Source organism: Pseudomonas sp. G1002, from assembly GCF_013385455.1.
Classification (GTDB): domain Bacteria; phylum Pseudomonadota; class Gammaproteobacteria; order Pseudomonadales; family Pseudomonadaceae; genus Aquipseudomonas.
Map to the genome: position 1 here is coordinate 1 of NZ_JACAPY010000057.1, position 19,234 is coordinate 19,234.

The window sequence follows — 19,234 nt, forward strand, 5'->3', positions numbered from 1 at the left end:
CGCTGTAAGAGCGGAACCATAGATCGCCGTTACCTAAATAACGGATATGTACACCGAATCAAACAGCCGCCAAAGAAGGCTCCAACTGCCGCTGAGCCAACCAAATCTCCTCCTGCAGCCACTGCGCAAACACCTGCAACTGCGGCGTATCCGTCTGCTCCGGTCGGGTCACCAGCCAATACGACTGATGCCCCTCCACATGCACATTCAGCACCTGCGTCAACTGCCCACTGGCCAGCTCCGAAGCGACCATATGCCAATCCGCAATGGTAATCCCCAACCCATCGATCGCCGCCCGGATCGCCAAATCCAGCAGGTCAAACTCATACCCCCCCTCGATATCAACCCCACTGATCCGCGCCGCATCCAGCCAATGCTTCCACGTCAGATACCGCTGATCCTCCCGCGCCAGCACATGCAGCAACGTCATGCGATTCAGATCAATCCCGTCACTCCACTCCCGGGCATACAACGACGGCGCACACACCGCGATATGCCGCTCCTGAATCAACAACGAGCTGTCCAACCCATCCCATTCCCCATCGCCAAACCGAATCGCACAATCCAGCGTACTGGTCTCCGCCAGGCTGTCCTGCAACCGGGTGGTAATGCTCAACTCCAACTCCGGATGCTGCTCGCGCAAGCGCCCCAACCGCGGCATCAACCAACGATTGGTAAACGTCGGCGGCGCATTGATGTGCAACCGATTGGCATGGGACTTCTGCTGGATACTGCGCACCGTCAACTCGATCTTGTCGAACGACTGGTGCAACGCCCGCAGCAACACTCGCCCGGCACTGGTCAATTCCAGGTGATGGTGACGACGCTCCAGCAGGGCCTCGCCCAACTGTTCTTCAAGCTGGCGCACCTGGCGGCTGACCGCACTCTGCGTGACGTTCAACAGCTCGGCGGCCCGGGTAAAACTGCCGGTACTGCCGGCGACTTCGAAAGCTTTGAGGGCGTTGAGACCGGGCATTTTGCGTTTCATGGACGACACTCGGGAGCACAGGGGAAATAACCTGCACAACATACCTTTTTGTATTGGGTCAGCGGTAGCACCCCAGCCTGACAAACAATTAATCGTCGCAACCGCTGAAAGTGTCGTTTATCGCTACAGACCGTCGCTCACGAATAAATAGCCTGCGTATAACGCATGCACACTAAGACAATTAAGCATTGGTCGTCGCCAGGCTATAAACGCTAGTCTGCCGATGTATTTCCTATAACTTCGCCCCTCTCTTTCGCGATTAACTTATCGAGTCATCGCCATGTCCAACGCACCCGTTTCATCCCGGCGAAGTATTGGCTTGCTGGCATTGGTGTTTACCGCCTGCAACGCCACCACCCACGGTTTCAGTGTGTTCCTGTATTCGGCGCTGTTGCCGCAGATCCGCCTGGCCTTTGAGCTCAGTTACAGCCAGGCCGCGTTGATTGCCGCGCTGTTGCAGCTGTTCTACATGGGCGCCTCGATTGCCAGCGGCCTGGCGGCGGCGTGGATCAGCCCGCGCAATATGGTGCGCCTGACCATCGTCCTCAGCCCCGCCCTGCTGGCCCTGGCCGTCGCCACGCCGTGGGTGCTGCCGTTTGCCCTGTGCCTGGCACTGGTGTCGGCGTGCGCGGTGTCGAACTGGAACGCGATTTCGGCCCTCGCTCAAGAGGTGATCCCGACTACACATCGCAGCCGGGTGCTGGGGCTGGCGTCCTCGGGCTCAGCCTTTGCGCTGTGCTTGAACGGGCTGTTGATCGCGCTGTTGCAGGGGTTGTCGTTACGCCAGTTCTGGCTGATCTGCGCCGGGTTGACGCTGGTTGTCACGCTGTTGACCCTGTGGGCACTGGCCCCGATCAAGCAACCGACACCACGCGAGACCATGGCGCCGGCGCTGAACCAAGTGCTGCGCCAATGGCTGAAGTTGTGCGTGGCACAACCGGTGGCAATGCAGATCGTCTTGCTCAGCGCGTTTATCGGCGCCATCAGCGGGCCGTTTCTGAATTTCCTGTCGGCGTTCGTCAGCGAGCAGCTACAAGCCAGCGCCTCCGTCACCGGCTCGATGTGGACGCTGATCGGGATCGGCGGTGTGATCGGCGGCTTGCTGCTGGGCACGCTGGCAGATCGTTGGGGGGCGTTGCGGGTGATGGCCCTGAGTATCGGCGCGTTTGGTCTGAGCATGCTCGGCTTGCTCGGGCACCCGAGCCTGGTACTGAGCTGGCTGGCGGCCGGGCTGTTCGCGCTGTTCTATTTCCCGTGTTGGGGCTTGATGGCCGCCTACGTCGGTGCCCGGCTCAGCCCGGTGCACAGCCTGCAAGTGGTGAGCCTGAGCATGGTCAGCTACGGCCTGGCGAGTGCCACCGGCAATGCCTTGTGCGGCTGGCTGCTGCAAGTCACTGGCGAATTTGCGGTGGTGCACGGCTGGATCGCGGCCTGGGTGTTGGCCAGCCTGTTATTGCTCAAGCGCATGGCCCAGCGACACACCCGCGAAACGCTGGCCGCCCAGATGCCCTGAGTGGCCCAGTTGCCGGCGCAGAATCTCCACCAGGGCATCCACTTCCGGCACCTGGCAACCGGCTGAACGCCAGAACATCAGGCGCGCCGGGGCAATCGGCGGGAAGCCCTGGCGCTCGTCCAGAATCTGCCAGTCGGGTGGCACCAGGCGCCGCGCCATCACGCCCACCGACAAGCCCTGCTCGATCGCAATCGCAATGCCGCGCGGGCTTTGGCTGGTGTAAACCACCTGCCACGAGCGCCCGGACTGGGCCAGCGCCTGCACGGCGTTCGCACGGAACGCGCAGCCTTCGGCGTACACCGCCAACGGCACCGACTGACGCCCCACGCAACTCCAGCTGGGCGCCGCGACCCACACCAACGGCTCGTCGCACAGGTATTCCCCGCTGTGCAAACCTGCGTGTTCCACCCCCAGCACCAAGTCCAGCTCGCCCCGTTGCAGGCGCCCCACCAGGGCCGTCGACATCTCGCAGCACACATCGGGCCGTACCTGGGAGAACTGCGCCTGGAAGTCCTTGAGCATCCCGCCCAGGCAATACTCGGCGTAGTCCTCGGGCATGCCGAGGTGGATACACACCTGTTGATTGGGCAATTGCGCGGCGCTGACGGCCTCGCTGTGCAGCTTGAGGATCTGCCGGGCGTAGATCAAAAAGGTTTCGCCACCGGGGGTCAGGCCCACCGAGCGGCTGGTACGGCGGATCAGTGGCGTGCCGACGATGTCTTCCAGGCGTTGCAGGCTCTGGCTGACGGTGGATTGGGTCTTGTGCAGGCGCTCGGCGGCCGCCGAAAACCCCTGGCACTCGATAATTGCCACAAACACTTTAAGCAGGGTGCCATCCAGTTCGCCCGACATAACTATCGCCCTCGCCGATGGATTCGATCACAACTTGTAATTTCCACTTTGCACCTCGTTCAGCAACTATCGGGTCAGCCAAAAAACACCAACTGATAGTTCCGGGAGTCTTGCATGAGTCTTCAACTTGCTGACGCTGAAGTGGGCGATATCAGCGACATTATTAATACCGAGCTGTATCCCATACATGATTCGGGCCATGTTCAATTACAGGCCCTGATCGAACACGCCCGGGCCGAACTGGCCGAAGACGGCTGCTGCCTGCTGAAGAACTTCCTGCGCCCCGCAGCGCTTGAGCAGGCGCGCCTGGAAGGCTTGGCGCTGTCGGGCAAGACGTTTTATTCGGTGCGCAAGGTCAACGCCTACTTCACCGAGGACGACACCTCCCTGCCCCACGATGACCCGCGCCGCACGTTCATGGAGCGCACCAGCGGCTTTGTAACCCGCGACATGATCGCCCCGGACGCGATCATCCACCGGCTGTACGTGTCGCCGATGATGAAACGCTTTATCGGTGCCTGCCTGAATGAGCCGGAAATCTTCGAGTACGCCGACCCGTTCGCCGGGCTGGTGATCAACGTGATGCCGGACGGCACCGAGCAGCCCTGGCACTTCGATACCAACGAATTCATCGTCAGCATGATGACCCAGAAGCCCGAGGCCGGCGGCCTGTTCGAGTACGCGCCGATGATTCGCTCGCGCACCCAGGAGAACCTCGGCGCCGTCGGCAAGGTGGTGCGTGGCGAGGACCGTTCGCGGGTGCAGGAACTGGAGCTGAATCCCGGCGATTTGCAGATATTCAAAGGGCGTTTTTCGGTGCACCGGGTGACCCGCGTGGAAGGCGCCACCGAGCGCAACACGGCGATCTTCGCCTACTCCGAAAAGCCCGGAATCATTGGCCGTGCCCAGCGCACCAAGCAGCTTTACGGACGCCTGTCCGAAGCCCATCTGCAAGCCGAACGCAACCTGGTCCGCAGCGACCAGTTGCTCGACTGATTCATACCTAAAAAACCTTGAAACCGTATTTGCCCTGCGAGGAACACCCCATGAGTCTGTCCGGCCCCAACCGCAACCCCGCTGACTGCGAACCTACCCATGACGAGATCCAGCAGATCCAGTTGGACCGTCTGCAACGGGTACGCAACGAGCTGAAAAAACGCGACTACGCCGCCTGCGTACTGTTCGACCCTACCCACATGCGCTACGCCACCGGCTCACGCAACATGCAGGTGTACTCGGCGCGCAACCCGGCCCGCTATGCGTTTATCCCGGCAGAAGGCCCGGTGGTGGTGTTCGAGTTCGGCGGCTGCCTGCACCTGGCCGAAACCCTCAACACCGTCGATGAAGTGCGCCCGGCCAAAGCCATCTCCTATTACTTCTGCGAAAGTTTCCTGGGCAATGTCACCGCCGACTGGGCCGCGGAAATCGATGAGCTGGTGCGCAAATGCGGCGGCGGCAAACGCATCGCCATTGAAAGCGCCACCTCCGCTGCGGCCTTCGAACTGCAAAAGCTCGGCTATCAGATATTTGATGCCCAGGAACCGCTGGAACGTGCGCGCTGCATCAAGGTGCCGAACGAACTCAAGATGATCCGCGCCAGCCTGCGTGCCACTGAAGCCGGGGTGCGCCTGATGGAAAGCAAACTCACCCCCGGCATCAGCGAGAACGAGCTGTGGTCGCACCTGCACCAGCACGTGATCGCCACCGACGGTGATTACGTCGAGACCCGCCTGCTGTCCTCCGGCCCACGCACCAACCCGTGGTTCCAGGAGTGCAGCACCCGGCCCATCGAAGCCGGCGACCTGGTAGCGCTGGACACTGACGTGGTCGGGCGTTTCGGCTACTACGCCGACTTCTCGCGGACCTTCCTGTGCGGTGAACAAGCCGCCACCGCCAAGCAGCAGGAGCTGTACAAACTGGCCTACGAGCAAGTGCAGACCAACATGGAAATGCTCAAGGCCGGGCGCAGTTTCAAGGAGTACGCGGAACTGGCCTGGAAGATTCCCGAGCATTACAAAAACAACCGTTACTTCGCCCTGGTGCACGGGGTTGGCATGACCGGTGAATACCCCTACGTGGTGCATCGCGAAGACATTGATGCCCTGGGCTACGACGGCGTGTTCGAAGCCGGCATGACCATCTGCGTTGAAAGCTACATCGGCCACGACGACGGCGGCGAAGGGGTCAAGCTCGAAGAGCAGATCTACATCCACGAACACGGCATCGAGTTGCTCTCCGACTACCCGTTCGACCCGCGCTTGTTGAGGTACTGATCGTTCCTACGCTCTGCGTGGGAATGCATCCCGTGACGCTCTGCGTCACCGGTTCGCAGAGGGGACGCGGAACGTCCGGGGCGGCATTCCCACGCAGAGCGTGGGAACGATCGGTCGGTGGGGAGCGACATGTAACATGCGTTTATAGAACGTTCCAACGCAGAATTTGTCGTTTGTCGATCTTTGCGCAAATGACAAAACTGCGGGCATCTCTAATAAAAACAACATGAGAGCTGCCCTATGTCCTGTCCCATTGCCACCCTCCCGACTTCGTTGCGCCTTGTTCTTCTGCCGGCTTCACAGCGGTCACGGTCACGCCTTCGCGGCGCTTGCCATTGACCCTTGCGGTTCAACAAAAAAACGCATATTCGCAAGTACCGGAGAGGCTTATGAAAGAGTTGACTACCCTGGACGGCGCCGCGCCGCATCCAGCCGTAAATGATCTGTGTGCCCAAGTGCAAAGCGGCGAAATCAACCGTCGCCAATTCCTGCGCACGGCCGCGCTGCTGGGCATCACCGTCGCCAGTGCCAGCACCTTTCTCGGTTCCGCACTGCTGGGCAATCACGCCCAGGCCGCCGAGCCACGCCAGGGCGGCAGCCTGCGGTTTGCCTGCGCGATCCAGGAAATCCAGGACCCGATGCTGATCACCTGGATCGAAGCCTCGAACCTGCTGCGCAACTCGGTGGAATACCTGACCTGGGTCGACGCCGACAACATCACCCACCCTTACCTCGCCGAGAGCTGGAGCCCGTCGGAAGACCTCGCCACGTGGACCTTCAACCTGCGCCAGAACGTGAAGTGGAGCAACGGCGACACCTTCAACGTCGACGACGTGCAGCACAATATCGAACGCTGGATCGCCGCCGATTCCAAGTCGGTGAACCGCACCGCGTTCCAGGACATCAAGGCCTTCGAAAAAGTCAGCGAGTTCCAGTTCCGCCTGGTGCTCAAGCGGCCGATCCTGGCGATCCCGGAGATGCTCAACGCCTTCACCTGCGCCATCGTGCACCGCAGCTTCAAGGCCGGTGACGACTGGGCGAAAAACCCGCTGGGCACCGGGCCGTTCAAGCTGGTTTCATTCGCCGTGAACAAGCAGGCGACCTTCGCCAAGCGCGCCGATTACTGGGGCAAACCAGCCAACCTTGACGAGTTGCGCTACATCGACATGGGCACCGACGTGTCCACCCACCTCGCCGCCCTGCAAGCCGGGCAAGTCGACGTGCTGTACCGCGTGACGGTGGCTGAACTGGACCTGGCCAAGCGCTTGCCCGGGGCCCAGTTGCTGACCTGCAAGTCGGCGCAAACCGTGGTGATGCGCATGGCCTGCGACCAGAAGCCGTTCACCGACCTGCGCATCCGCAAGGCGGTGGTGCTGTGCGCCGATAACGCGCAGATGCTGAAGATCGCCTATCGCGGCATGGGCACCCTCGGCGAAGACCATCATGTGGCGCCTTCCCACCCCGAATATTTCCCGCTGCCCAAGCGCAACCGCGACGTGGCGGCGGCCAAGAAGCTGCTGGCCGAAGCCGGCTTCCCCAACGGCATCGACATTGACCTGATCGTCGGCAACACCCAGGGCCGCTATGAACAGGACTGCGCGCAGATCCTGCAACAGAACTGCCTGGAAGCCGGGATCCGCATCAACCTCAAGGTGATCCCTGCTGCACAGTACTGGCCGATCTGGGACAAGGCTGCTTTCAGCCTGACCTACTGGGCCCACCGCCCGCTGGGCGTAATGTCCCTGGAACTGGCCTACCGTGGCGGTGGTGCCTGGAACGAAAGCCATTACAGCGACCCGGCGTTCGATGCCGCGCTGGACAAGGCCATGGGCATCATCGACCCGAAACAGCGCGCCGTGGCGATGGAAGATGTCGAACGCATCCTGCAGGACGCCTGCGTGATCGTGCAGCCGTTCTGGGGCGACAAGTTCACCGCCGTGAGCAAAAAGGTCCAGGGCTTCCAGGTGCACCCTTCCGACTTCTACCCGATGGACAGTGTGTGGATGAGCGCTTGATTTAGCGCACGCCCTCCTCCCTGCCCGCACACGGGCAGGCATCCCTTGAACAGTCGGAGCATGCACCCATGGCTCATTTTCTGATGCGCAAGTTATTGGCGCTGGTGGCGACCCTGCTGTCGGTGTCATTGATCGTGTTCCTGGCCCTGGAACTGAATATCGAAGACGTGGCGATCAACGTCCTCGGCCCCTACTCCGCCGCCGACCAGCGCGCCGCGTGGCTGGTGGAACATGGCTATAACCAACCCTTTGTGTGGCGCTACCTGGTGTGGCTCAAGGACTTTGTCAGCGGCGACTGGGGCACCTCGGTGTACTTTCGCGAATCAGTGATCAAGCTGCTGCTGCCGAACCTTGCGCAAACCCTGACCCTGGCCGGCCTGGCCTTGCTGGTGATGGTGCCGGTGGCGTTGACCCTCGGCATTCTGGCCGGGATTCGCCAGGGCTCGGCGCTGGACCGCCTGGTGTCGTTCCTGTCGATCGTCACCACCTCGATTCCCGACTTCGCCAGCGCGGTGTTCGTCTCCGCGATCTTTGTGTTCTGGCTTAACTGGCTGCCCGGTGTGAGCAGCATGAGCGAGGGCTTCAGCGTCGTGCAATTGGTGCTGCCACTGATGGTGCTGTGCCTGTTCGGCATCGGTTACCTGGCGCGCATCACCCGGGCCTCGATGGTGGAAGTGATGCAGGCGCCGTACATCCGCACGGCGCGGCTCAAGGGGGCGTCGACCTCACGCATTGTGCTGCGGCATGCCCTGCGCAATGTGCTGATCGCGCCGGTCACGGTGATCATGCTGTACATCCCGTGGCTGCTGTCGAACGTGATCGTGGTGGAGGTGTTCTTCGCCTACAAGGGCTTCGGCTCGCTGCTGTACACCGCCTCGCTGAACCATGACGTGTACCTGATCGAAGCCTGCGCGATGGTCAGTGCCGTGGTGGTGGGCATCACCAAGATCTTCTCGGACCTGGCCTACACCTGGCTCAACCCGCGCATCACCCTGCGCAGCCTCGGCGGAGGTGCCCAATGAACCTGCTGCACTCGTTTAAACATCCCTTGGCATTGCTCGGCCTGCTGCTGGTGGGCGGCTGGGTGGTGATCGCGCTGTTCGCACCGTGGATCGCGCCCCATGATCCGCTGGAAAGCTTCACGCCCTTGCTCACGCCGATGACCGTCGGCGACAACGGCCAGAGCTTCCTGCTGGGCACCGACATGATTGGCCGCGACATTCTCTCGCGGCTGATCTGGGGCACCCGTACCGTGCTGTTCTGGTCGATCCTCGCCACGCTCACCGCGTTTGCCGTGGGCATCGCCATGGGCCTGTGCGCCGGCTACTTCAACGGCTGGGTCGACAGCGTGCTGTCGTATGTGGCCGACACGGTGCTGTCGTTCCCGGTGCTGGTGTTGTACATCGTGATCATCATCGCCCTCGGTGCTTCGGCGCTGAATATCCTGATTGCGGTGACCTTCACCAGCGCACCGGCGATCTTCCGGATCATGCGCGCCCTGACCATCGACATCCGCTCGCGAGACTACGTGCTCAGCGCCATCACCCAGGGCGAAGGCTCGCTGCGGATCATGCTGGTGGAAATCCTGCCCAACTGCGGCGGGCCGCTGATTGTCGATTTCTGCCTGCGCATCGGCTACACCGCGATCATGATCGGCGCCCTCGGCTTCCTGGGCCTCGGGCTGCCGCCGCCCACACCGGACTGGGGCGGCATGATCAATGACGGCCGCGCCATGGCCATCGCCTTCCCGCACCTGGTGATCTTCCCGTGCATCGCCATCTCCACCCTGATGCTGGGCCTGAGCCTGTTGGCGGACGGCCTGGATGAACACGCCCAGAAAGGCGCAAGGAGTTGAGCATGAACCACACGCAAGTACTGCGGGTGCAGAACCTGTCCATCGAATTGCCCGCCGGCGCCGACCGCAGCCACGCGGTGCAAGGCATCAGCCTGGAAGTGCGCAAGGGCGAAATCCTCTGCGTGATCGGCGAGTCCGGCTCCGGCAAGTCCGTGCTGTCGGCGGCGATCATGGGCGACTACGCCAAGGGTTTGCGGCATACCGAAGGCGTGATCGACTTCCTCGGCGATGACATTTGCACCCTCGACGAGGAGCGTTTGCGCCAGCTGCGGGGCAACCGTATCGCGATGATTTTCCAGGAGCCCATGGCGGCGCTGAACCCGGCGATTCGCATTGGCAAGCAAGTGGAAGAGATCTTCGATATTCACGCACCGCAGATGCCGGCGGCGGAGCGTCGCGAGCGCATGTTGGCGCTGCTGGAATCCACCCAACTACCGGACCCGCCACGCATCGCCAACAGCTTTGCGCACCAATTGTCTGGCGGCCAGTGCCAGCGAGTGGTGATTGCCATGGCGCTGGCGATGAACCCGGACCTGCTGATCGCCGACGAACCCACCACGGCGCTGGACGTGACCACCCAGGCGCAAGTGCTGAAGCTGGTGCGCGAGCTGCGCGGCCGCGGGCAACACGGCATTCTGTTTATCACCCATGACTTCGGCGTGGTGGCGCAGATTGCCGACCGTATCGCGGTGATGGAAGGCGGCCGGCTGGTGGAAATCGGCGAGCGCGACCAGGTGCTGAATGCCCCGGCCCACGCCTACACCCGCAAGCTGATTGCGGCCGTGCCGGCGCTGCACCCGGAGCTGCACAAGCCGAGTGCCGACGGCGAGCTGGCATTGCGCATCGAGCACCTGACCAAGACCTACACCGTCGGCGGCAGCTCGGTGGCGGCCTTGCGCAATGTCTCGCTGCAACTGCCACGGGGCAAGACCCTGGCGATTGTCGGCGAGTCCGGTTCGGGCAAAAGCACGTTGGTGAAAGCCGCGATCCGCCTGGTGGACAGCGACAGCGGCCACGTATGGGTCGGTGACACCGACTTCCTGGCCCTGCGCGGCTCGGCGCTGGCGGCGAATCGTCGGCGCATCCAGATGATTTTCCAGGACCCGTATGGCTCGCTCAATCCTCGGCACCGTGTGGGCGACATCATCGCCCGCGCCGCGCAATTGCGCGGGTTGTCGGCCAAGGATGCGTGGGCTGAAGCCGGAGATTTGCTGGAACAGGTGGGCCTCAAGCGCGACGCCCTCAAGCGCAAGCCCCGGCAGTTCTCCGGCGGCCAGCGCCAGCGCATCGGCATTGCCCGCGCCCTGGCGATGCGCCCGGAAGTGTTGATCGCCGATGAGAGCGTGTCGGCCCTGGATGTCTCGGTGCAGAAACAGGTGCTGGAACTGCTGGCCGAACTGCAGCAGCGGCTGAACCTGAGCATCCTGTTCATCACCCACGACCTGCGGGTGGCGGCGCAGATCAGCGACTACATCGCGGTGATGCGCCAGGGCGAAGTCGTGGAATACGGCACTGCCGAGCAAGTGTTGCTGCGACCTCAGAACACTTACACCCAGACCTTGCTGGCCGCCGCCCCCGGCGCCTCGGAGCTGCCCGCCGCCGGCCCGCCGCTGCGGCTGATTCGCCCGCAAGCGCACTGAGTCAACCCTTTACCCCGCGTCGCAGCGTTCGTTGCGGCAAGGGGCTGCTGTTGCCAAAAAATAACCAATAACGAGAGCAAAACCATGCGACCAACCTTCCGTTACATCGCTCTGGTCCCTGTGCTTGGCGCCCTTGCGGCACCGGCCATGGCCATTCAAGTCACCGACAACCTCGACCTCGGCGGCGCCGTGCGCGCCCGTTGGGACTACGACCCGGATCGCGACATCCAGAAGTTCGGCCTCGACACCGCGTACCTCAGCGCCAAGTACAATTCCGACACCTGGATCGGCGAAGCGCAGTACCGTTTCTACGGGCGCTCCTACCCGTACCAGTACACCAAGAACTACGGCGATATCCAGTTCGCCAAGTTCGCCTGGGTGGGCTACAAGTTCAACCCCGACCAGCAGGTGCAAGTGGGCCTGAACACCGTGCCGTTTGGCTTGCAGCCGTACTTCGGCAGCACCTTCTACGAAACCCTGGGCAACGTGATCGGCCTGGAAGATGTGCAGCAGGTCGGCGCCAAGTACATCCAGCAAAGCGGTGACTGGAACATCCAGGCCGGTTACTACCTGCGCCCGGCGTGGCAAGGCAAAGGCACGAGCAAGGGCGTGACCTACTCCAGCGTGATCTCCGAGGCCGACAGCTACGTGGGCGACGGCAGCAACAACCAGGAACGCAACACCGTGGTGGTGCGGGTGGCCAAGGCCATGGACCTGGGCGGATGGAAATCGGAAGTCGGGCTGTCCGGCCTGACCTCCACCCTGGAGAACAAGGACACCAACGACGATGGCCGGCGCAATGCGGTGGCGATCCACTACCTGGGCAAGAACGGCCCGTGGGGCGTGCAATTGCAGGCGGCACGCCAGCAGATGTCGCCGCGCAACCCGGGCACCGACAGCGTGGTGACCCTGGGCGGGTATGACGGCACGTTCAACGTGGCCAGCCGCGGCAATCTGTATGTGGCGGACTTGAGCTACGACGTGGGCGGCAAGTACCTGTTTGACCAGGTCAGCGGCGTTAAGCTGTATGCCAACTACAGTGCGTTTGACAAGTCCGAGGATCAGTTCAAGACCTCGCAGCGGGTGATCCTGGGCACGTCGTTTTCGGTGAGTAAACTGTGGGTGGCCACGGAGTGGTTGATCGGCAAGAACGATCCGTATATTGGTGGGAGCAGCTATACCGAGAGCTTGGGAGCTGGGGGGAGTAACCAGTGGGAGAATCAGTTGTATATGAACATTGGCTACTACTTCTAAAATAGGCGGCGTCTTCACTGACGCCTTCGCGAGCAAGCCCGCTCCCACATTTTGACCGCGGCGCCGATCAAATGTGGGAGCGGGCTTGCTCGCGAAGAGGCCGCCAAAAACACCATAAAAACAACAGGTGTGGAATCCATTTCATGCGCCAACTGCCCTCCCTCAACATGCTCCGTGTCTTCGAAGAAGTCGCCCGCCACCGCAGCTTCAGCCAGGCCGCCGTGGGCCTCAACGTCACCCAGGGCGCCGTCAGCCGCCAGATCAAACAACTGGAAGACTACCTCGGCGTTGCCCTCTTCATCCGCACGCCCCAGGGCCTGTCCCTGACCGAAGCCGGATTTGCCCTCTCCCCGCACCTGAGCGACGCCTTCGACCATATCGAGCGCGCCCTGCACGCCGTGCGCGTGCCCAACCTGCGCCAGCGCCTGCGCATCGTCGCGCCACCCACCTGGGCCACCCGCTGGCTGTCCGCCCACCTGCGCCGGTTTTGCGAGCGTTACCCGGACATCAACCTCAGCGTCACCCACCAGAACACCCACGCGAGCCTGGCGGAAATCGACTGCCAGGTCCGCTTCGGCCTGGAAGCGGCCACGCAGTGCAGCAGTGAACTGTTGGTGATGGAACGCCACATCGCCGTCGCCAGCCCGGAACTGTTCAGCGACGGTCAGCCGCCCGACCTGCGGCGCTTTCCGCTGCTGCACATCCTGCACGACGGCAAGCGCTTGAAGGTCTGGGAGAACTGGCTGGCGGCCATGGGCCGGGAAGATATCGATGCAGGCCAGGGCCTGGAATTCAGCACCCTGGACCAGGTGATCCACACCGCCCTGGCCGGCGGTGGGTTGGCGGTGATCGACCGGCAGATGATCGAGCGTGAACTGGCGAATGGCAGCCTGCTGCCGATCACCCCGGTGGAGGTGATCGGCCCGTATGGCTATTGGCTGGATGTGGCAAGTGACAAGCAGGGTTTATCCAAGGTTCGGTTGTTTACGCAGTGGTTGAACCGGGTGAGCAATCCCTGACACCGCAGGCTCGGCCTTGCACGCCTGGCTCAACGTCAACGCCTTGGTTTCCGGCGCCCAGGCCCAGGAGATGATCGCGCCCAGCACCAGGATCGCGGCGAGGATGCCCATGGTCGGGCTCAGGCCGATCCCCGCTACGCTCACCGGCAACAGGAAGGTACTCACCGCCGAACCCAGGCGGCTGACGGCTGTGGCAAGGCCGATGCCGCTGGCCCGCACTTCGGTCGGGAAGCTCTCCGCCGGGAATACGCCCACCAGGTTGCTCACCGCCGACAGCACCAGGGTGAAGACGCCGAACGTCAGCACCATCAACCACGCCATGCTGCCCGGCAATACCGCCAGCAGAAACAGCGCCGCCGCCAGGATGATGAACGAGTTGATCAGAAAGCCCCGCCGGGAGAATTTCACGGTGCACCAGATGCCGATCAAGGCGCCGATGATCAGCAGCAGGTTGAGCATCAGCTCGGTGCCAAAACCTTCGGCCAGGCCCATCTTCTGCAGGATCGACGGCAGGAAGGTGTAGATGGCGAAGTACGGCATCACGATGCACACGAAGAACAGGCAGTTGAACGCGGTGCGCTTGCGGTATTCACGGCTGAACAGCACGCCGTAGCCGGAACGGGTTTGCCTCGACGGTTCTTCATCGAGGACCACGTGTTCGCCGAGGTGTTTCTTGACGATGGCTCGGGCCTCGGCAATCCGGCCCTGGTTGATCAGCCAGCGCGGCGATTCGGGCGTGCCGATGCGCGCGATCAGGATCAGCCCGGCAGGAATTGCCGACGATGCGAGCATCCAGCGCCAGGCATCATCGCCGAGGCTGAGCATGGCGGTGCCGACAAAGGTCGCGGCCACGTAACCAACCGTCCACACCACGCTGAAGGAGCCCAGCAGTACCCCGCGATGTTTCCTGGGTGAGAACTCGGCGAGCATCGCGTGGCCGACGCTGAAGTCGCCGCCCAGGCCGATACCGATCAACACCCGACAGAGGAACAGCCCCATGGCGGTTTCGGCGTAAAACTGCATCACCGAGGCAACGGTGATCAGGACGAAGCTGACCAGGAAGATTTTCTGCCGGCCGAGGGTGTCGGAGATCCAGCCAAAGAACAGGCTGCCCATAAACAAGCCGATCAGGGCCGAGGCGCCGATCAGGCCTTGCCAGAAGGCGTCCAGTTGCATCTGTGGGCTGAGCAAGGTGAAGGCAATGCCGATCAGGCCGAGGATGTAGCCGTCGGTGAAGTGGGCGCCGAAGGTCAGGCCGGCGATTTTAAGGTGGAAGCGACCGATGGGCAGGTCGTCGATTTTGATGGGTTGAGTGGACATGGTGTTCTCCATATTTTTGTTCTTGACGGAGTAACAGCGGGCAAGCCCATTTCCCTGTGGGAGCGGGCTTGCTCGCGAAGGCGGTGTGTCAGTCAATGCATGTGGTGGCAGGCCCACCGCTTTCGCGAGCAAGCCCGCTCCCACATTGGATCGGTGTTGTTTGGGAGAGTGGGGTCAGAGACCGCCCATCAACAGGTATTTGATCTCCAGGTAATCCTCCAGGCCGTACCTGGAACCTTCACGGCCCAGGCCCGACTCCTTGATCCCGCCAAACGGTGCGACTTCGGTGGAGATGATCCCTTCGTTGATCCCGACCATGCCCGCTTCCAGGCCTTCGGCCATGCGCCATACGCGGCCGATGTCGCGGCTGTAGAAGTAGGCGGACAAGCCAAACGGCGTGTCATTCGCCCGTTGCAGCACTTCGGCTTCGTCCTTGAAGCGGAAACAGGCTGCTACCGGGCCGAAGGTTTCTTCCTGAGCAATCAGCATCTCGCCGTGGGCTTCGGTGAGGATGGTCGGTTCGAAGAACGTCCCGCCCAAGGCATGGCGACGGCCGCCGCACAGCAGCTTGGCGCCTTTCTCCAGGGCGTCGCCGACGTGGGCTTCAACCTTGGCCAACGCGGCCGCATTGATCAGCGGGCCTTGTTCGGTTTCGCCCTCGAGGGCGCTGCCGACGCGCATCGCAGAGACCGCTTCGGCCAGCTTGCGGGTGAACGCATCGTACACACCGTCCTGGATGAAGAAGCGGTTGACGCAGACGCAGGTCTGCCCGGTATTGCGAAACTTGGAAGCCATGGCGCCTTTGACGGCAGCGTCCAGGTCGGCATCGTCAAACACGATAAAGGGTGCGTTGCCGCCCAGTTCCAGGGAGACCTTTTTCAGGGTGTCGGCGGCCTGGCGCATCAGCAGCTTGCCGGTGCGGGTGGAGCCGGTGAAGGACAGCTTGCGCACAATGCTGGAGGCTTGCAGTGCGCCACCGATGGCCACGGCATCGCCGGACACGATGTTGAACACGCCCGCCGGAATCCCGGCCTGTTCTGCCAACACCGCCAGGGCAAAGGCCGACAGCGGGGTTTCTTCCGACGGTTTGAGAATCATCGTGCACCCCGCCGCCAGCGCCGGGCCAACCTTGCGGGTGACCATGGCCAGGGGGAAATTCCATGGGGTGATCGCTGCGACCACGCCGATGGCTTCCTTGGTCACGATGATGCGGGCGTCGGCCTTGTGGCTCGGGATCACGTCGCCATAGGCACGCTTGGCTTCTTCGGCAAACCATTCGAGGAAGCTCGCGGCGTAGACCACTTCGCCCATGGCTTCGGCCAGCGGCTTGCCCTGTTCCAGGCTGAGCAGGTGGGCCAGGTCCTTCTGGTTGCTCAGCATCAACTCGCTCCAGCGCTTGAGGCGCTGGCTGCGTTCCTTGGCGGTGAGCTTGCGCCAGGCCGGCAACGCGCGGTTGGCGGCGGCAATGGCCAGGTTGGTTTCTTCAGCCCCGGCGCGTTGTACTTCGGCGATCTGCGCACCATTGGCCGGGTTGCACACCGGGTAGACCGGCCCACTGCTGGACCATTGGCCATCAATGAAATTGCCTGTGCGAATCAGCGGGTTCATGCCACGGCCTCTATCAGGTTAAAACGGTCCAGGCCCGGACGGGCGCTGCGCAAGATGCGTTTGCCGGCGGTGTAGTCGTTGATCACATCGCACGGCGTGTAGTTGCGTTCCAGCTCGTGCAGTTCTTCGGCATCCAGTTGGGTGTCGAGGGCTGCAAGCGCGCTATCAAATTGTGCGGTGGTGTCGGCGCCCACCAGCATCACGTCCACACCCGGATGATTGGCCACCCAGGCCTGGGCAATCTGTGCGTTGGACACGCCACGGGCACGGGCCACACGTTGCACCGAGTGGGCGATGTCGAACGACGCCTGGTCGCTGTACATCTGCTGGGTGAAGAAGTCGGTCTGGTTGCGGGTCGACTGCACTTCGCCGGTGAGCAAGCCACGGGCCAGCGGGCTGAACACCGACACGCCCAGGCCCTGGTCGCGGCAGAACGGGATCATCTCGCGCTCTTCCTCGCGGTAGGCGCAGTTCAGTTGCAGCTGCATGTTGATCGGCTTGACCCAGCCATTGCGCTCGCAGGCCATGAGGATTTTTGCCAGTTGCCCGGTGAGCATGGTCGACACGCCGATGTAGCGCGCCTTGCCGGAACGCACGATGTCGTTGAGGGCGCCCATGGTTTCTTCCACCGGGGTGTTCACGTCGAAGTAATGCAGCATGAACACGTCGACGTAATCCATGCCAAGGCGGCTCAGGGACGCGTCGATGCTGTCCATGATGTGCTTGCGCGAATGGCCGCTGGCATTGATGCCGCTGCGGGTGCCGTAGCCGACCTTGGTGGTGACCACGATGTCTTCACGGCGCGCAACGCGCTTGAGGATGCGCCCGACCACTTCTTCGCCGACACCTGCGGAGTAGAAGTCCGCCAGGTCGATGAAGTTGACACCGTTGGCCAGGGCATGGGCAACGATGGGTTCGCTTTGTTTCTCGTCGAAGATCCACGGTTTCCAGTCCGGGGTGCCCATGTTCATGGTGCCCAGGCACAGGCGCGAGACTTGCAGGCCGGAGTTGCCCAAACGGATGTATTGCATGGGAATGTCCTCAGGCTTTTGGCGTGTAGAAAGGGTTGCTGATGTGGTTGACCACATCCGCCAGTTGCGCGGTGTGCGGCAAGCCTGTGAGGGCGGCGCGGATCGCGGTGCGGCAGGCGTTGTAGTTGTTCAGGTAGACCGCATCCAGGTCGTCGCAGGCCGGGTTGACCCAGTTGGCGGTGACAATCGCCCACTCGTCCTCGGCTTCCGGCGGCAGGGTGCCGTCGAGCAGGGCTTCGAGCACCGCCTTGGCGATCCCGGCCTGGGACGCGCCCCAGGTGGCATTGCCGTGCAGGTCGCTGCCGATGGCGGCCTTGTTGACGTAGAGGGTCATGGGTTTGACCGGGATGTTCGGCTGGGCAATCACCATGAACGGGCAATGGCCCTGGCTTGGCGACGCCAAACTGTTGGCAAACGCCTGGCCGGCCGGACCGTTGCGCGGGCCGATGAGGATGTTGATGTGGGCAGCATTGACGCCTGGGCCTTCGAAGCCTTCGCCGATGTACAGATCAAGTGCTTTCATTTCGCAAACGCTCTTTTTTGTTATGGGGAGCTGGTTGGCGAATTTTTAGCACTGGCCCGGGTAGCGGCCGTAACCATTAAAAGTCATGGGGCTGTGAGTTTTAGTCATGGCCCTGCGACCATCGGCCTGGTCTTGTGCGTTGACCATCGTTGTTACACCCCATATAGTGTGCCCACAAACACAGACAACCACTACATAGTGTGCAAGAACGCTGAACACCGACCACACTATGCGCAGTATTTCAATGCCTTGAAGCCTGCAAAACGCACATTTTTGAACACGCTGGGTGAATCGAAGCCCACGCCGTCAGACGGACCACGAAGGAGCAATTCAATGCTGAGTTGGGATGAAGCAGATCAACCAGACACCGGTGACGTAGTCATCCGGGGCGCCAACGCCGGCCACGCCACCGAAGCCAACATGGACCGCCTCGACGGTGCCGGCGCTGCTGCCGCCCTTGAAGCCCGCAACGTGACCGCCAGCGACTCCGCCGCGATCATCCGCGCCAAGGCCGCCCTCGACAAGCTCGACGTCGCCGAAGGCCTCGCCGAGCTGGAAGGCTCCGCCGCCCGCGTCGCCGTAGACGAAAAGCGCATGATCAACTGCCGCGCCGACCTCAACCAACTCGTACCTTTCAAGTACGACTGGGCCTGGCAGAAATACCTCGACGGCTGCGCCAACCACTGGATGCCGCAAGAGGTCAACATGACCGCCGACATCGCCCTGTGGAAAAACCCGGAAGGCCTGACCGACGACGAGCGTCGCATCGTCATGCGCAACCTCGGCTTCTTCTCCACTGCGGATTCGTTGGTCGCGAACAACCTGGTACTGGCCGTGTACCGCCTGATCACCAACCCGGAGTGCCGCCAGTACATCCTGCGCCAGGCCTTCGAAGAAGCGATCCACACCCACGCCTACCAGTACTGCATCGAATCGCTGGCCATGGATGAAGGCGAGATCTTCAACATGTACCACGAGATTCCATCGGTCGCGAAGAAAGCGGCTTGGGGCTTGAAGTACACCCGTTCGATCTCCGATCCGAAGTTCGAAACCGGTACCGTTGAGACTGACAAAGAGCTGCTGCGCAACCTGGTGGCGTACTACTGCGTCCTGGAAGGCATCTTCTTCTACTGCGGCTTTACCCAGATCCTGTCCATGGGCCGTCGCAACAAGATGACCGGCGTGGCCGAGCAGTTCCAGTACATCCTGCGGGATGAGTCGATGCACCTGAACTTCGGTATCGATGTGATCAACCAGATCAAAATCGAAAACCCGCACTTGTGGGATGCCGAGATGAAGGAAGAAGCGACCCAGATGATCCTGCAAGGGACTCAGCTGGAGAT

The 19,234-nt window shown here is 62.2% G+C and carries 16 protein-coding genes; 10 read left to right on the forward strand and 6 right to left on the reverse strand.

Annotation, left to right across the window (positions count from 1 at the left end; genetic code table 11):
* Positions 1-58: 58 nt before the first annotated feature.
* Complete coding sequence (locus tag HX801_RS30375) at positions 59-988, reverse strand: LysR substrate-binding domain-containing protein (RefSeq protein WP_032899060.1); 930 nt, start codon at positions 986-988, stop codon at positions 59-61.
* A 280-nt stretch (positions 989-1,268) separates the two neighbouring features.
* On the opposite strand from HX801_RS30375, the gene HX801_RS30380 reads away from it, so the two are divergent.
* The gene (locus HX801_RS30380) at positions 1,269-2,501 is read left to right on the forward strand and encodes an MFS transporter (protein ID WP_177023317.1); all 1,233 of its coding nucleotides are present in this window, start codon (positions 1,269-1,271) and stop codon (positions 2,499-2,501) included.
* On the opposite strand, the gene HX801_RS30385 is transcribed toward HX801_RS30380, so the two are convergent.
* Positions 2,439-3,353, reverse strand: coding sequence for a LysR family transcriptional regulator (locus HX801_RS30385; RefSeq protein ID WP_134326764.1), 915 nt, complete (start codon positions 3,351-3,353; stop codon positions 2,439-2,441). The two genes, HX801_RS30380 and HX801_RS30385, sit on opposite strands and share 63 nt — an antisense overlap.
* Positions 3,354-3,467: 114 nt before the next feature.
* On the opposite strand from HX801_RS30385, the gene HX801_RS30390 reads away from it, so the two are divergent.
* The 8 genes from HX801_RS30390 to HX801_RS30425 all read left to right on the forward strand — a co-directional run bounded on the left by HX801_RS30390 (position 3,468) and on the right by HX801_RS30425 (position 13,409).
* The gene (locus tag HX801_RS30390) at positions 3,468-4,349 is read left to right on the forward strand and encodes a hypothetical protein (protein ID WP_008432881.1); all 882 of its coding nucleotides are present in this window, start codon (positions 3,468-3,470) and stop codon (positions 4,347-4,349) included.
* A gap of 50 nt (positions 4,350-4,399) precedes the next feature.
* Entirely contained in the window at positions 4,400-5,626 is a 1,227-nt protein-coding gene (locus tag HX801_RS30395; protein ID WP_003218567.1) for a Xaa-Pro peptidase family protein, read from the forward strand.
* A 389-nt stretch (positions 5,627-6,015) separates the two neighbouring features.
* On the forward strand, positions 6,016-7,641 hold the full coding sequence (locus tag HX801_RS30400; protein WP_177023318.1) for an ABC transporter substrate-binding protein: 1,626 nt from the start codon (positions 6,016-6,018) through the stop codon (positions 7,639-7,641).
* Positions 7,642-7,709: 68 nt separating this feature from the next.
* Positions 7,710-8,663 carry an ABC transporter permease gene (locus HX801_RS30405; protein WP_003218572.1) on the forward strand — a complete coding sequence of 318 codons (954 nt, stop codon included), beginning with the start codon at positions 7,710-7,712 and terminating at the stop codon, positions 8,661-8,663.
* The gene (locus HX801_RS30410) at positions 8,660-9,496 is read left to right on the forward strand and encodes an ABC transporter permease (protein WP_003218574.1); all 837 of its coding nucleotides are present in this window, start codon (positions 8,660-8,662) and stop codon (positions 9,494-9,496) included. Before HX801_RS30405 ends, HX801_RS30410 begins: the two co-directional genes overlap by 4 nt.
* Before the next feature lie 2 nt (positions 9,497-9,498).
* A complete protein-coding gene (locus tag HX801_RS30415) occupies positions 9,499-11,136 on the forward strand; it encodes an ABC transporter ATP-binding protein (RefSeq protein ID WP_177023319.1) in 1,638 nt (545 codons plus the stop codon).
* 84 nt (positions 11,137-11,220) lie between these two features.
* Positions 11,221-12,390, forward strand: coding sequence for a hypothetical protein (locus HX801_RS30420; RefSeq protein ID WP_003218578.1), 1,170 nt, complete (start codon positions 11,221-11,223; stop codon positions 12,388-12,390).
* A 143-nt stretch (positions 12,391-12,533) separates the two neighbouring features.
* Positions 12,534-13,409 carry a LysR substrate-binding domain-containing protein gene (locus HX801_RS30425; RefSeq protein WP_008432889.1) on the forward strand — a complete coding sequence of 292 codons (876 nt, stop codon included), beginning with the start codon at positions 12,534-12,536 and terminating at the stop codon, positions 13,407-13,409.
* Here HX801_RS30425 and HX801_RS30430 read toward each other — a convergent pair.
* The 4 genes from HX801_RS30430 to fae form a co-directional block, all read right to left on the reverse strand.
* Complete coding sequence (locus tag HX801_RS30430) at positions 13,356-14,729, reverse strand: MFS transporter (protein ID WP_177023320.1); 1,374 nt, start codon at positions 14,727-14,729, stop codon at positions 13,356-13,358. The genes HX801_RS30425 and HX801_RS30430 overlap by 54 nt on opposite strands.
* A 174-nt stretch (positions 14,730-14,903) precedes the next feature.
* Complete coding sequence (locus HX801_RS30435) at positions 14,904-16,337, reverse strand: NAD-dependent succinate-semialdehyde dehydrogenase (RefSeq protein WP_177023321.1); 1,434 nt, start codon at positions 16,335-16,337, stop codon at positions 14,904-14,906.
* Positions 16,334-17,368 (reverse strand): aldo/keto reductase, encoded by a 1,035-nt coding sequence (locus tag HX801_RS30440; protein ID WP_102606526.1) that lies wholly within the window; start codon positions 17,366-17,368, stop codon positions 16,334-16,336. The genes HX801_RS30435 and HX801_RS30440 overlap by 4 nt, the downstream gene beginning before the upstream one ends.
* 10 nt (positions 17,369-17,378) lie before the next feature.
* Positions 17,379-17,891 (reverse strand): formaldehyde-activating enzyme, encoded by a 513-nt coding sequence (gene fae / locus HX801_RS30445; protein ID WP_003212394.1) that lies wholly within the window; start codon positions 17,889-17,891, stop codon positions 17,379-17,381.
* Positions 17,892-18,224: 333 nt separating this feature from the next.
* Here fae and HX801_RS30450 point away from each other — a divergent pair.
* A partial coding sequence (locus tag HX801_RS30450) for a ribonucleotide-diphosphate reductase subunit beta (protein WP_177023322.1) occupies positions 18,225-19,234 on the forward strand: 1,010 nt, incomplete at its 3' end.

Bases quoted from the DNA above. Each gene is read 5' to 3' on its own strand.
- HX801_RS30425 (WP_008432889.1), top strand. From the start codon at position 12,534: ATGCGCCAACTGCCCTCCCTCAACATGCTCCGTGTCTTCGAAGAAGTC.
- HX801_RS30390 (WP_008432881.1), top strand. From the start codon at position 3,468: ATGAGTCTTCAACTTGCTGACGCTGAAGTGGGCGATATCAGCGACATT.
- HX801_RS30380 (WP_177023317.1), top strand. From the start codon at position 1,269: ATGTCCAACGCACCCGTTTCATCCCGGCGAAGTATTGGCTTGCTGGCA.
- HX801_RS30415 (WP_177023319.1), top strand. From the start codon at position 9,499: ATGAACCACACGCAAGTACTGCGGGTGCAGAACCTGTCCATCGAATTG.
- HX801_RS30435 (WP_177023321.1), bottom strand. From the start codon at position 16,337: ATGAACCCGCTGATTCGCACAGGCAATTTCATTGATGGCCAATGGTCC.
- HX801_RS30405 (WP_003218572.1), top strand. From the start codon at position 7,710: ATGGCTCATTTTCTGATGCGCAAGTTATTGGCGCTGGTGGCGACCCTG.
- HX801_RS30410 (WP_003218574.1), top strand. From the start codon at position 8,660: ATGAACCTGCTGCACTCGTTTAAACATCCCTTGGCATTGCTCGGCCTG.
- HX801_RS30375 (WP_032899060.1), bottom strand. From the start codon at position 988: ATGAAACGCAAAATGCCCGGTCTCAACGCCCTCAAAGCTTTCGAAGTC.
- HX801_RS30385 (WP_134326764.1), bottom strand. From the start codon at position 3,353: ATGTCGGGCGAACTGGATGGCACCCTGCTTAAAGTGTTTGTGGCAATT.
- HX801_RS30400 (WP_177023318.1), top strand. From the start codon at position 6,016: ATGAAAGAGTTGACTACCCTGGACGGCGCCGCGCCGCATCCAGCCGTA.
- fae (WP_003212394.1), bottom strand. From the start codon at position 17,891: ATGAAAGCACTTGATCTGTACATCGGCGAAGGCTTCGAAGGCCCAGGC.
- HX801_RS30420 (WP_003218578.1), top strand. From the start codon at position 11,221: ATGCGACCAACCTTCCGTTACATCGCTCTGGTCCCTGTGCTTGGCGCC.
- HX801_RS30395 (WP_003218567.1), top strand. From the start codon at position 4,400: ATGAGTCTGTCCGGCCCCAACCGCAACCCCGCTGACTGCGAACCTACC.
- HX801_RS30440 (WP_102606526.1), bottom strand. From the start codon at position 17,368: ATGCAATACATCCGTTTGGGCAACTCCGGCCTGCAAGTCTCGCGCCTG.
- HX801_RS30430 (WP_177023320.1), bottom strand. From the start codon at position 14,729: ATGTCCACTCAACCCATCAAAATCGACGACCTGCCCATCGGTCGCTTC.